This window comes from Novosphingobium sp., from assembly GCF_037133355.1.
Classification (GTDB): domain Bacteria; phylum Pseudomonadota; class Alphaproteobacteria; order Sphingomonadales; family Sphingomonadaceae; genus Novosphingobium.
Window position 1 is genome coordinate 100,713 of the sequence record NZ_JBAXOI010000014.1, and the last position, 13,443, is coordinate 114,155.

General features: G+C 62.2%; 10 protein-coding genes. 4 read left to right on the forward strand and 6 right to left on the reverse strand.

Going from position 1 to position 13,443, the window contains the following annotated elements:
* Positions 1 to 124 precede the first annotated feature (124 nt).
* The gene (locus WCL10_RS14380) at positions 125 to 871 is read left to right on the forward strand and encodes a glucose 1-dehydrogenase (RefSeq protein WP_336896354.1); all 747 of its coding nucleotides are present in this window, start codon (positions 125 to 127) and stop codon (positions 869 to 871) included.
* 20 nt (positions 872 to 891) lie between these two features.
* Here the strand turns inward: WCL10_RS14380 and WCL10_RS14385 are convergent, their stop codons facing one another.
* The 5 genes from WCL10_RS14385 to WCL10_RS14405 all read right to left on the reverse strand — a co-directional run bounded on the left by WCL10_RS14385 (position 892) and on the right by WCL10_RS14405 (position 9,270).
* Positions 892 to 2,985 carry a PQQ-dependent dehydrogenase, methanol/ethanol family gene (locus WCL10_RS14385; RefSeq protein ID WP_336896355.1) on the reverse strand — a complete coding sequence of 698 codons (2,094 nt, stop codon included), beginning with the start codon at positions 2,983 to 2,985 and terminating at the stop codon, positions 892 to 894.
* A complete protein-coding gene (locus WCL10_RS14390; protein WP_336896356.1) occupies positions 2,985 to 5,030 on the reverse strand; it encodes a PQQ-binding-like beta-propeller repeat protein in 2,046 nt (681 codons plus the stop codon). Before WCL10_RS14390 ends, WCL10_RS14385 begins: the two co-directional genes overlap by 1 nt.
* A 72-nt stretch (positions 5,031 to 5,102) precedes the next feature.
* The gene (locus WCL10_RS14395) at positions 5,103 to 7,337 is read right to left on the reverse strand and encodes a TonB-dependent receptor (protein ID WP_336896357.1); all 2,235 of its coding nucleotides are present in this window, start codon (positions 7,335 to 7,337) and stop codon (positions 5,103 to 5,105) included.
* Between the two features lie 287 nt (positions 7,338 to 7,624).
* Positions 7,625 to 8,551 (reverse strand): phytanoyl-CoA dioxygenase family protein, encoded by a 927-nt coding sequence (locus tag WCL10_RS14400; protein ID WP_336896358.1) that lies wholly within the window; start codon positions 8,549 to 8,551, stop codon positions 7,625 to 7,627.
* 101 nt (positions 8,552 to 8,652) lie between these two features.
* Entirely contained in the window at positions 8,653 to 9,270 is a 618-nt protein-coding gene (locus WCL10_RS14405; RefSeq protein WP_336896359.1) for a TetR/AcrR family transcriptional regulator, read from the reverse strand.
* Between the two features lie 180 nt (positions 9,271 to 9,450).
* On the opposite strand from WCL10_RS14405, the gene WCL10_RS14410 reads away from it, so the two are divergent.
* From WCL10_RS14410 to WCL10_RS14420, 3 genes are all read left to right on the forward strand, one after another.
* Complete coding sequence (locus WCL10_RS14410; RefSeq protein ID WP_336896360.1) at positions 9,451 to 10,446, forward strand: NAD(P)-dependent oxidoreductase; 996 nt, start codon at positions 9,451 to 9,453, stop codon at positions 10,444 to 10,446.
* Positions 10,447 to 10,483: 37 nt separating this feature from the next.
* On the forward strand, positions 10,484 to 10,885 hold the full coding sequence (locus WCL10_RS14415) for a RidA family protein (RefSeq protein ID WP_336896361.1): 402 nt from the start codon (positions 10,484 to 10,486) through the stop codon (positions 10,883 to 10,885).
* A gap of 87 nt (positions 10,886 to 10,972) precedes the next feature.
* Positions 10,973 to 12,244: an MFS transporter gene (locus WCL10_RS14420; RefSeq protein WP_336896362.1), complete on the forward strand. Its 1,272-nt coding sequence runs from the start codon at positions 10,973 to 10,975 to the stop codon at positions 12,242 to 12,244.
* 6 nt (positions 12,245 to 12,250) lie between these two features.
* Here WCL10_RS14420 and WCL10_RS14425 read toward each other — a convergent pair whose 3' ends face one another.
* Positions 12,251 to 13,420, reverse strand: a complete 1,170-nt coding sequence (locus WCL10_RS14425) for a hypothetical protein (RefSeq protein WP_336896363.1) — start codon at positions 13,418 to 13,420, stop codon at positions 12,251 to 12,253.
* Positions 13,421 to 13,443 lie beyond the last annotated feature (23 nt).

Here is a 13,443-nt window from a genome sequence, read left to right on the forward strand (position 1 = left end):
ACGGGTGCCGCCGTGCCGGTGCTGGAAGGGCTGGCGCGCGATCATGGCAAAGTCACGCTGGTGGGCCACAGCTTCGGCGGCCTGTGACACAAAATCCATACCATACAAGAGAAGGCACCAAGCAATGGCTGACACGAGACTGGCCGGGAAAGTCGCCCTCATTTCCGGCGCGGCGCAAGGAATAGGCGCGGCGATTGCGGCGACTTTTGTTGCCGAGGGCGCGAAAGTCGTGCTGGGCGACATTGCCGACGACGAGCTGGCGGTGCTTGCCGCACAGCTGGGGCCGGACGCGGTTGCCGTGCCGCTCGACGTGACCGACCCTGCCGCGTGGGAGCGCGCCGTGGCGCTCGCGGTCGAACGGTTCGGCAGCCTTTCTGTCCTCGTCAACAATGCGGGGATAGCGCACCGGCTGACCTCGATCGATGCGATCAAGCTGCGGACCTGGGACCGGGTCCTCGCTGTGAACCTCACCGGAACCTTCAACGGTATTCAGGCAGCAACCCCTGCCCTGCGGCAGCATGGCAAAAGCGCGATCATCAACGTTTCATCGATCGCGGGCATTCAGGCTGCCGAAGGCATCGCCGCTTATGCAGCCTCGAAGTTCGGGGTGCGCGGCCTCACCAAAGCGGCGGCCATCGATCTTGGCCGCTCGGGCATTCGCGTCAATTCCATCCATCCCGGCCTGATCGCCACACGCATGGCGGTCGGCTCAGACTACCCTGTCGGCGATATCGCCCTGCCACGCGTCGGCTTGCCCGAGGAGGTCGCGCAAATGGCAGTCTTCCTCGCCAGCGATCTCTCGTCGTACTGCACGGGCAGTGAATTCATCGTCGATGGCGGCGACACGGCCGGCCGCTTCCTCGGCCGCTGATCCCGCGCCCCGGCGCGGTGTTATCCACCATGAGGCCGCGTGCGCCAGTTCGCCGCCGCCTGCCGAAGGTAGTGGCGCAGCGCTCCAAGTTCGTGATCGTCCAGTTCCTCGAATCTTGGCATGCCGTTGGCGGTCAGCGCGCCTTCCAGCACGACCGCGCGGAAGCTGGCCGGATCGAGCAACAGGGCCGACGTGCGCAAATCAGGCGCCGTCCCGGCGCCGACGGCATTGCTGCCATGGCAAACATAACAATGCGTACCATAGACCAGCGCGCCACGATCCGAAATCGCTGCATCAGGCCGAAACTCCGGGTCATCCACTGGCTGCAGCGTATCGGGCACGGCGGCTGGCAGCTTGGCCTTGCCGCCTAGCGCGAACGTCAGCACGCGGTGCGCCTGCGTGCGGTAATCGGCCGGTTTGTCCATGATCGACGAATAAGTGCCGAACGTAACCCCGGTGCCGGTGATAACGCTGACGTATTGGCGGCCCCCAACCCGGTAGACGATCGGCGGCGCCAGCACGGCGGCCCCCGCAGCAAACGACCACAGGAGCCGGCCATCGGTGGCGCTGTAAGCGTTGAACGTGCCGCCGAGCCCGCCCTGAAACACGAGGCCCCCCGCAGTTGCCACAGTCCCGCCACCTACCGGGCCGGGCGTCGGCACTTGCCACACGCGGCGCTGGGTGACCGGATCATAGGCCTGCAGATAGCTGCGCCGGGGCGGTCCATCCGCCGCGAAATCAGCGTAGAGCCCGACATCGGCGACATTGCCCTTGGGCGGCTGCCAATGCGCCACGTCGATCCCGGTCTCGGAATAGGTCGCGCCGATTTCGATGGTCGGAATATAGACCAGCCGGGTTGCCGGGCTGTAGGCCATCGGGAGCCAGCTATGGCCGCCGACAAAGCTTGGCCACATGTCGAAACTCGCCCCCGCCGCAAACCGCGCCAGCGGATTTTCCACCGGACGGCCACTCGCCAGATCAATGCCCGACGCCCACGTCACCTTGTCGACATAGGGCTTGGCCGAAATCAGCTGACCGTTCGTCCGGTCGATCACATAGAAAAAGCCGTTCTTGGGCGCGGTCATGAGCACTTGGCGCGGGCGGCCTTCGATGGTCAGATCGGCCAGCTCGATATCCATGCTGGCGTTGTAATCCCAGGTTTCGCCGGGATTGATCTGGTAGTGCCACTTGTATTTGCCGGTCTTCCCGTCGAGCGCCACGATCGAGCACAGGAACAGGTTGTCGCCCTGCCCCTTGCTGCGGATGCGGTGGTTCCATGGATAACCATTGCCGGTGCCGAGGAAGACCGTGTCCGTCGCCGCATCATAGGTTATCGCGTTCCAGACCGTACCGCCACCGCCGAGCTTCCACCATTCGCCCGCCCAGCTCTTCGCGGCAAGCTGCGTGGTCTCGTCCGTATCGATGCCCGGCTGGCCCGGCACCGTGTAAAACCGCCACAACTGCTTGCCGGTCGCGGCATCGTAAGCGGTGACATAACCGCGCGTCGTGCCCGAATCCGCGCCGCCGTGGCCGACGATCACTTTGTCTCCGAAAATGCGCGGAGCGCCGGTGATGTAGCGGATATCATCGGTGCCGACCGTGACGACGGACCACACCTCTTTGCCGGTCTTGGCATCGAGCGCGATCAGGCGGCCATCGGTCGTGCCGGTATAGATCCGCCCGTTCCACCACGCCACGCCGCGCGTTCCCCACGCGACGCGCAGGCGATGCCCGGCTCGTTCGGCGGCCCCTGTATCCTGCACCCACAATTCGCGGCCCGAATGCGCGTCGATTGCGTGGATCACGTTGTGCCGGTTGGCGAGATAGATCACGCCATCGACTTCAATCGGCCCCGTAACCGAATTCCCGGGCCCAAGATCGCTGGACCAGACAAGGCCGAGCTGCGCTACATTTGCTGCGTTGATCGCATCCAGCGGGCTGAAATGCTGCTCGCCATACGTGCGGCCGAACCCCGGCCAATCGTCGCCAGCAGCGCTATCGAGCAGTTTGGCATGCGAGGCAGATGGCCCGCTGCTGGCGAGCCCTGCCCCCTGCCCTGCTGCCAAGGCGAGAGCTGTTGCCAGCAGCCAAGAAGCCTTGCCCGCCATCCGCATCAGGGCTTGCCGCCTTCCGCTCCGGGTTTGCCAGAGGTGCGATCATGCGCAGCCCAGGCCTCATCGATGATATAGGCAAACAGAGCCTCGGCATCGGCGTCGGGCATGTCCTTGAATTGCGGCATGCCACTGGCCGCCAGCGCGCCCTGCTGCACCACCTGCTTGAGCATGGCGAGATCGGCCGGCGGCATGCGGTTCAGGTTGGGAACCTTGCCGCCCGCCGCCGCGCCGCGCGCACCGTGGCAGGCCGAACAGCCATAGCCTTCGAACAGCAAGTCGCCCTTGGCCGCAAGCTGCGCGTTCTGGCGCGGGCTAGACGGCGCGGGCACCGGCTCCACCTTGGCGAGCGGCGGATAGGCGCTCTTGCCGCCGATCTTGAAGGCAAGCAGGCGCGGTGGGGTGCGCGATTCCGGAGTGGAATTGTAGAGCGAGACATAGTTGCCCGTGGCCGAACCCGAACCGTTGCCCGTGGCGACGATCAGATATTGCTCGCCATCGACCATGACGGTCGAGGGCGCCGCGCGCATCGCTCCGCCGGTCTGCCGGCTCCAGAGTTCCTTGCCTGTGGCGTCATCAAACGCCTTGATCTCACCATTGGCCATGCCCTGGAACACCAACCCGCCGGAGGTGTGCATCAGGCCGCTGTTGATCGGCATATCGGCCCGCGTGCGCCATTTGGCGGATTGTGTCACCGGGTCCCACGCCACCAGTTCGCCATAGGCCTTTTGCTTCGCGCCCGGTTTTTCGCCCGCATAAAAGTCCATCAGGATGCCCATGATTCCCGGGTTCGGGGCGACATAGGTCGGGATGTGCATGGCCGGGATATAGAGCAGCCCGGTCGCCGGATCGAAGGCCATGGCCTCCCACCCGTGGCTGCCCATGGTGCTGGGCTCCACAATCTGGCCCTGCCCGTTTTTCCAGTACATCGCTGCTGGTTCGGGGATCGGACGGCCGTTGGCGTCCAGCCCCTTGGTCCAGTTCACATCGACATAGTTCTTGCCGCTGATGAACTTGCCGGTGGCGGCATCGAGCACATAGGTGAAGCCGTTCTTGGGCACCGAGAGCACGACATGCTGCTTTTTGCCCGCGATCGGCAGATCGGCCACCATGATGCCAATGGAATCGAAGTTCCACGCATCATGCGGCGTTTCCTTGAAGTGCCACTTGTAGGCCCCGGTCTTGGCATCGAGCGCCACGACGGAATTGGTGAAGAGTTCATCCCCCGCATCCGCCGCCCGGTTGCCGGGCGAAACAGGGGATGCACCGCCGACGCCGATATAGACCTGATGCAGCGCGGGATCGAACGTGATCGAATCCCAGACGCTGCCGCAGCCCTTCGACTTTCCGTACCAGCCCGTGCCCCAGGTCTTGGCCGCGCCTTCATAGAGCGGGCTGTCCTGCGGCTTGGCTGGGTCGCCGGGCACAGTGTAAAACCGCCAGCGATGCTTGCCGGTCGCCGCGTCAAAGGCGTCGACGAAGCCGCGCGATTCCCCGCTGTCCATGCAGGCGTTGCCGGTAAAGACCATGCCATCGCCCACGCGCGGTGCGGCGGTGATGCCGTACATCTCTTCCGAATTGCAGGACTGCGCCTGCCAGCGCTGCTTGCCGGTCTTCTGGTCCACCGCGATCAGGCGGCAGTCGCTCGTCGCGACAATGGCGAGATCGCCATAGAGCGCCAGGCCGCGATTGGTCTGCTGGCTGATGTAGGACGCGAACGAGGCTTTCGCCAGATCAACTTTCGGCTCGAACTCCCACAGGAGCTTGCCGGTGCGCAGGTCATTCGCAAAGATGTGGCCGCCAGGCGCGGACTGGAACACCCGTCCGTCCTTGATCAGCGGGTTGCCCACCATGCCATAGGGCGTGGGCATTTCCGTCCACCATGCCAGCTCAAGCTTGCCGACATTGCTGCGGTCAATCTGGCCCAGCTCGGCATGGTGCTGCATTTCCGGGCTGTTGCCGAGCAATTCCCAATCAGTGTTGCGCGGAGCGCCAGTGCTGCAAGCAGCAACGAGCAGAGCCAGGAGGAGCGGAACAAGCTTGCGCAATGGGGATCTCCCGCAGGGCCGGTTCGGAGGTGGCAGGGTTGCCACCTCCGAACCGGCGCCCTGTATGATGGATCAGAACGACTTGCGGATCGAGCCGCCAATCCAGCGCGGCTTGTCATAGGCGTAGATCACACCGTCCGAACCGCGCTGCACCCAGCCGATCTTGGCCTTGTTGCTGATATTGTTGATGAACACCGAGAACTCGAGCTTCTGGCTATCGAGCGACAAGGTGGCCCGCGCGCTGTGCATGAACACGGCAGGCAAGCGGTTCATCGGGCTGTTGTCGATCGAGGCATAGCGGCTGGCGAGGTAGTTGCCATTCCAGTTCAGCGCGAGCTTGCCGAAGGACAGATCGAACGACTTCGTCACCTGCCCATAGACCGTCCAGCGCGGTGCCATGATGCTTTCCTGATCCTGGATGCCGTTGTCCTGCGTACCGACATTGCGCAACTTGGTCTTGAGATAGGAGGCTGCAAGGCTGAGGTCGAGGTTCTTTACCGGCACCGCCGTCACTTCCAGCTCGCCGCCGTAGAAATAGCCGCTGTAGTTGCCGACGAAGCTCTGCGGCGTGATGAAGGTGAAGCCCTGGAAGTTGGTGTAGTTGTAGTAGAAGCCGCTGGCGTTCACGCGCAGATGATTGTCCAGCATCTGGGTCTTGAGGCCGCCCTCATAGGCCCAGAGATGCTCGCTCTTGAACGGCACCAGCTTGTCGGGAATTGCAAGCGACAGGTTGGTATTGAACCCACCCGGCTTGGCCCCGCGCGAGACGCCGGCGTAGATGAGCGTGTGATCCGACGGCTTGTAATCAAGCTGGACCTTGCCGGTCCACAGCCCCTCGGACTTGTGCGCCAGCGTGCCGACGGTGGCCTTGGAAAAGTCGCTGTAGAGGATTTCAGGATCGTAGATGACGCCATATTCCTGGAGGTAGGCCTTGGAATCGAAATCCTTGGTTTCATGCGTATAGCGCAGGCCGCCGGTCACGCCGAGCTTGTCGGTCAGCTTGTACTCAAGCTGGCCAAACAGCGCCCACGAATCCTGGTTCTGCTTGACGATGTTGGTATCGCTGAACCCGAACGGCGTACCGCTGTAGACGGGGTACTTGAAGAACTGCGGCATGACCTGATCGATCTTGAGGTAATAGGCACCCGCCGTGTAGGTCAGCCCACCCGCCTTGCCGTTGACCCGCAACTCCTGCGAATACTGGTCAAGGTTCTGCCCATAGCCGAAGAAGCAGAAATTGATCGGCGCCCCATCGCAGTCCTCCTGATACTGGAACTTGAACTTGGTGTAGTTGCTGATCGAGGACAGCGTTGCCCCGCCAAGGTCATAGGTGAGGTAGAGGGTCGGCGAGAACCGCTCGTTGCTGAGCCGGCCGACGTCGGTGAAATCGCTCTTGTTGAACTTCGTGTAGGTGTTGACGTAGCCCGTCGAGGCAACGGGCTTGTCTGGCGTGAAATAAGGCTGGCCATTAGCATCATAGGCATAGGCCACGCGGCGGTAAGCCCCTTCACGGTGCTCCGGATTGCGGTCGTAGCTCACCGAGAGACGCGCGGTCAGGCGGTCGGTCAGATCGGCTTCGAACTGGCCGCGAATGCCGGCGAACTTCTTTTCGTAAGAAGCCTTGGCCCCGGGCAGGCCGTTCTCGAACCAGCCATCAGCGTTCTCGACCCGGCCCGCAACGCGGAACCGGACCCGGTCCGAAAGCGGGCCACCCACGGCGGCCTCGGCCCAGACATTGTTGAAGCTGCCATAGCCGACTTCCGCATATCCGGACCATGTCTTGCCGGGTCGTGCGGTGATGAAGTTGGCGAGGCCGCCGCTGGAAGCGCGGCCAAATAGGGTGCCCTGCGGACCGCGCAGGATCTCCACGCGCTGCAAGTCATACATCGTGAAAGCCGCCGCATTGGGCGAGCTCAGATAGACTTCATCGAGGTAGATCGAGTTGGGCGATTCCTGATTGGCGGAATAGTCTGACTGTGAAATGCCGCGGATGGTCAGGAACGCGTTGACGCCGCCGCCAGCGGTTGATTCCAGCTGCACGCCGGGCGCTGCCTTCACCAAATCGCGCGAGTCCACCACGCCGAGCGCGCGCAGCGTATCATTCGAAAGCGCGGTGACCGAAACACCCACGTCCTGCAGCCGCTGGTCGCGGCGCTGCGCGGTGACAACGATATCCTGAACGCCGGCGGTAGGTGCCGCCGTTTCGCCGGCTGCCTCCTGCGCCAGGGCCGGGGTAATCGCCGCGAGCCCCATGGCGATCGCGCCAATGCCTGCACCGAACCGAATTGCTGACTTGGTGATACGCATGAATCCCCCCTGTGAAAACCGAGTTGCACAAGTGCGCGGCACAACCTCGGCCGTCGCACCTGCATTCTGCCGCTTCAGGGTGACCTCCCAGACTGCAGGGACTGGCAACCGACTCAGGACGCGACATAACGCTTGTTATTGCTTGGTATGGGCTATTTGAATGAACAGTCAAGTCGAACACGAACACCGCTTCATCGCGCCTTGGCAGGCCCCGAACGCAAAGCGAGCGGACTGCGGCCAAACCGCAACCCGCTCGCTTATGCATGACCTGTGGCCGGTGAGGGCTGTCAGTCGTCCAGCCCGAGCTTTTCTTCCAGCGGACGCGTTTCGATGCGCCACATCAGGCCCGGGGTTTCGTCGCGATAGGGCTTCGAACGGAAGCCGATGTACTGCTGAACCAGCTTCGGCCAGGACTTGACCTCTTCCGGCGTCACGATGAACGGCCAAGCTTCTTCACCCACGGCCCACGGGAACGTCCACGAGGTGCTGAGCACGCGGCGCGGCGTGTCAGCGGTCACATTGGCACCGCCCGCATGGAGCGTCTTGCCGGTGTAGAACAGCATGTCGCCCGCCTTCATTGTGGCCGGGATCGTCTGCGACATGTCGCCGTGGTCGGTATAGTCGGCCCAGTTGTGGCTGCCGGGGATGACGCGTGTGGCGCCCATATCCTCGGTAACGTCGCACATCGCCAGCAAGGTATTGACGACGTAGTGCGGCGTGTTCGGCTTATCCAGCCCCGCAAGGTCGAACATGTAATCGGCATCGCGGTGGATATCCTGCGCGATTTCGCCGGGATGAATTTCGATCGCGACCGATGAGAACAGCGAATGCATGCCCGTGCGGCCGGGCACGACTTGCGCCACATACTCAGCCATGATCGGGTGGCCCACGACCTTGTCGCGCAGAATCTTGCTGTGCATCAGCAAATGCTGGCGATGCTTGGTGCGCATGCCGCAAAACACTTCGGCTTCGGCGCCAGGCTCGGCAGCCGGCGCGTCGTTCTGCACGCCTTCGGCGATTTCCCCGCCCCAGTTGCCCAGCGGCAGCGGATTGATCAGCGGATCAAGATCGCGGTTGATCGCATCGACATCAGCCTGATCAATCACGCCTGTCAGAATAAGACCGCCATCGCGCGCGATGATCTCGCCGATCAAAGCAGGGTCGGAGCCAAAGGGAATGCGTTCGAAATCAGGCTTTGTGGCGCTTTGGGTCATGTCGGAAGGCTCCGCTGATGATGATTGCCCGGGTTTGCCCGGGCCAGGCTTCTGTCCCGATGGCCTGTCTAAGCCACTCATCATTTATGTCAACTGACCAGTTAACTGGAGCCAGTCCTGGCTTCAGCCGACGGTTCCAAAGCTGCCACATAAAGCTTGGTCAGCAATGCGGCCGCAGCCTCCATGGTCACCGCGTTATGAGTCATCGATGCCGAAATCGTCTCGGCAGCGCCGATCAAACCGATGCAGGTAAGCCGCAGGTCCTCCCCGGTCAGCGGAGTCTTCGGCCCGAAGACCGAGACCAGCACACTGACGTGCTTGTCGAACAGGTCCTGCTGGATTTTGGCCATTTCGCCATTGCTTCGCATCACGGAATAGATCGCGTGCCATTCGCCTTCGCTCTTCGCGTAGCATTCGAGATAGGACTCACAGACCGCGCGGGCCAGGCCGGCCAGATCAAGTGAGCTATCTTCCTGCAATCTCGAAAGTTCGGCACGCTGGCGCTCATCGAACGCGAGGCACAGTTCGACCAGCAGCCCTTCGCGGGATTTGAAATGGTTATAGGCCAAGGGCTTTGCGACCCCGGCCTGTTCGGCGACTTTCGCCAAGGTCAGGGAATCAGCGCCTTCCCGGCGCACGAAATCGAGCGCGACACCGATCATCTGACGGTGCCGCTCTTCCCATGACAGGCGCTTGCGGTTGGTGGTTGGCATATTCATGGTCGGATAACGAGCTCGCACGATCCTAATTTACTATTGGTAATCTCGGCTACCACAGCGTCACACCGGACGCAAAGACGGCTCGGCGCTGCGTGCGCAGGGCTACCGCGATTCCCGCTTTACAAGTTACCAACCGTAAATTACTAATCGTAACATATTATCTGAAAAGCGAGAAAAGCCATGTCGACGCCCCCCATTCTGCTTATCGGTGCCACCGGCCATGTCGGCAATCACACTGCCCGCACTTTGCGGAAGGCGCATCCCGGTCTGCCCCTGTTGTTCGGCGTGCGCGACGTTGCCCGAGCGGCCGCACTGGTCAGTGAAATCGGCAATGCCGAGGCGGTTGCGATCGATCTGTCCAAGGCCGATCTCGGCCTTGGTGATCGCGCGGTCAGCGCGGTCGGCATTTTCCTGAAAGACAACCATACGAACGCTGTGCGCTTTGCCCGCGATCGCGGCGTACCGTTCACCAGCATTTCGACCGTCGTGATCGAAATGGCGACCGAAGTGGCCTCGTTCATCCGCAATCCGAACGCCACGCTGGTGCTCAGCAGCCAATGGCTTGCGGGTGCAGGCATGATGGTGACGCTTCAAGCCGCGAAGGCCTATAGCCAGCTCGAGTCCATCACCATGATCGGTGTGATTGATGCGGTGGATCTGGGCGGTCCTGCTGCAATGGAGGATTCCGTCCGCCTCGGCCCGGTGATGCCCGGTGCCATGGTCCGCGAAAAAGGTGCCTACCGCTGGCTGAGCGGCGACGATATCGCGCAACCGGCAACCAGTGTTGATGGCAGCGCGCTCGACGGCTTCGCCTATGGTGTGTTCGACGTTCAAGCGCTGACCGAAGTGACCGGCGCGGCCAATATCAAGTTCGTCTTTGCTGTTGCCGAGACTGCCGGCACCAAGTCTGGCGGCGCGCCTTCGAGCGAAGTGATCGTGGAACTGGCTGGCACGGACCTGAACGGCCACCCCAAGTCTTCGCGTCATGCCATGGTCAGCTTGACCGGCCAGGCCCCGATAACCGGCTTCGGTGTGGCTCTCGTGCTTGAGCGCGCGACGGGACTCGACGGCCAGCCTGCTCCGGCGCATGGTCTCTACTTTGTCGAAAACATCATCACCCCAGATACCTATATCGCTCGCGCCGAGGCCGCAGGGTTCACATTCCACGACCTCTGAGCGGCAAAGCGGCCATACGGCGAAGAGGAACCAAGCCATGATGAAGGAAGCCTTCATTCCCGCCGGCATGGAAGATCTGTGCGCCACCTATCACCACGCCCCTGCCATGCGGGTCGGCACCATGGTGTGGACCTCAGGCCAAGTCGGGATGACCGATGCGGGCGAACTTCCCGCATCGGTCGAGGGGCAGGCCGAATTTGCGTTCCAGAACCTTGCCCGCGTGCTGAACGAAGCCGGAGCTACGCTCGATGATATCGTCGATCTCCAGACTTTCCACGTTGGCTTGCCGGAAGGCTCAGCGGCGTTTCGCGCGGTCAAGGACAAGTATCTGGTGAAGAACCCGCCCGCCTGGACCGCCCTCGGCGTGTCCTATCTCGCGATGCCGGGCGTACTCCTCGAGATCAAGGCTGTCGCTGTCATCGGATCGGGCGCGTCCTGATCGGCGATATTCCACTACCCGGGTCGCAGAAACTGTATTAGGTCAAAAGACCAAACAGTGCCAATTGGCGCAAACCAGGAGCGCCCGATGACGGCAACTCAGAGCATCGAGCCCACCAGGAGCGGCAATTCGCTGTATCCATGGCAGATCGTCGGCGGCCTTTCCGCATCTGTCGTGGTCCTGATGGGTATCTGCCTATATTCTTTCATTTTTCTGGCCGCTGCACAGGCGAATGAGCAGAACTGGTCGGCCACGCAAAGCGGTGGTCTCGTCTCGGCTATGTGGCTGGTCGCGCCGCTCGCGCTGGTCATTGCGCCGGTGATCAACCGCTATGGCCCCTGGCCCTTCGTGGTGCTCGGGGTTGTAGCGCAGGCCGTCAGCCTGATCGGCATGACCTATTCGACCCAGTTTGCAGAACTCTATGTGCTGCGCATGGTCATGGGCGTCGGCAAAGTAGTCCTGATGGTTTCAGCACCCGTGATCATCGCGGGCTATTTCACCGACAAGTTCGGCACAGCCCTGTCTGTTTTCTGGGCGTTTGCCTCGGGCGCTGGGATCGTGATGGCCCCGCTGACCGAACATCTCATCGGCATGTTCGGCTGGCGTAGCGCATCGGTGACATTGGCGGTCATCGCGCTTTGCAGCCTTCCGCTAACGGCTGCGTTGTATTTCACCGGACGTAACCGCTACATCATCACGCGGCCAGCTGCGGCCCCCATTCAGGCGGCGGAAGCGGCCGAACCCGCCAAGGGCAGCTGGAAGGACGTCGCCGGCTCCCTTGGTCTGGTGCAGCTCATCTTCATCGGACTTGCGGTGTTCGGCACCGGTGTCACCGCCGTGGCGTTGTTTTCGCACATCACCACGTTGATGACGCAGTCTGGCTTTGACTCCGAATTCCAAAGCTATCTAGTGAGCATCCTTTCGATCACCGCCGTTATCGGCACGCTGGTGATCGGCTGGGCGATGGACCGTTTCCCGCCGGTCTGGAGTGCACTGGCGATCTCCGCCATGATCGCGTCTGGCCTCGTCACATATGCGCTGATGCTGCAAAATCCCACCGCGACATTGGCGATCACCGGCACGGCTTTCCTTGGCCTTGGCCTCGCTGCTGGCGAGCTCATGTGGATCAATCTCGTGCGCCGGGCGGTCGTCTCAGCACAGTTCTCGACCGCTTATGGCGGCTGGTACTTCGCGATCCAGGTCGGCTATGCCAGCGGCGGCGCATTGGCAGGGGTGTTTATTGATCGGTTCCAAAGCGCCGGACTGCTGGTCACAATGCTGGCGCTCTATCTTCCTGCGATGGTCATGAGCGTGAAGCTGGCAAGGGGCGAGAACAAGGGCGAACAGAGGCCCTCTTGATCAAGGTCAGGCGCGTGCGGGCTGCCGACGATGCAGCGCCTGTGCGGCCAGAAGCAGCGCCAGCGAACTGGCAAAGGCCACAAGGCCCAGCAGGTTCACCAGCATATAGTCTTCCGTCACCAGATAACCCGCAATCGCTGGCCCAACAGCCGTGCCGCCCAGCGTCGCCGCGCTGACGAGCATCGCGGCACTGCTGGTGGTATCGATCTCGGTCACGGCTTCGAACTGGTAGGTCATGGTCACATTGACGGCAAAATAGAACAATGCGCCGACGGCCAGAAAGCCGGCAAGCGGTTTGAACACAGCGAACAAAGCAGCGGCGGCAAGCAGCAGGGCAAAGCCGATGATCATTGGCCGCTGATAGCCGAAACGCGATCCGACAATAGCCACTGCCAGCGCTCCCAGCATGCCGGAAAAGACGACCTTCGAGACGTCGCTTTCCACTTGCAGCGGATCCCCACCCCAAGCCGCCCCCATGTAGGACAGAAAGCCGAACAGGCTGCCGACCCCCACAAACATAACCAACACGGAAATGATGGCCAGCCAGCCCGCAAGGCTGACGGTTTCGTTGGCGTGACTGTCCCGGTCCTCGGCGGCCAGTTCGCGCACGGATTCGCGCGGCAAGGCCGGAACAAGCAGCAGCGAGGCCGCGCCCATGCCTGCAACGATCGCGAACAGGATCGCAATGCCATAAGCTTCGGCAAGCTTACTGAAGAAAGGGATTGCGAAGGAAGCCGACGCGAGCTGGCCGACATTGAACGCCGCCAGCGACCGTGCACCATCACCCTCGGCGAGCACGGCATAGACGATCGCAATGACAATGCCTGAGCCCGTCCCCGCCAGAATGCGCACAGCAAGATAGGGTTCAAAGCTCGTGACCCAGATCGACAGCAGGTTGGCCGCTACCAGCAGCAGCAGCCCGCTTGCGATGGTGCCGCGCCAAGTCAGACGGCGAACCAGACCTGGCAACAGGCCGCACAGCGTCATCCCGAAGGCAATGCCGCCCAGATCTGCCATGGCACTCAGCCCGCTTTGGCTTTCGCTCAGTCCCCGGGCCCGCGCCAACACCGCCAGAAAGGCCGGCAGCGTGTTCGAAACCATCGCGGCGACCACGCTCACCGTGATGGCAAGCACGATCGAAACCGTGCTGTGCCGCGGCGCTGCTGCCTGATTCATCGATACACTTTCATCAGTTGGAG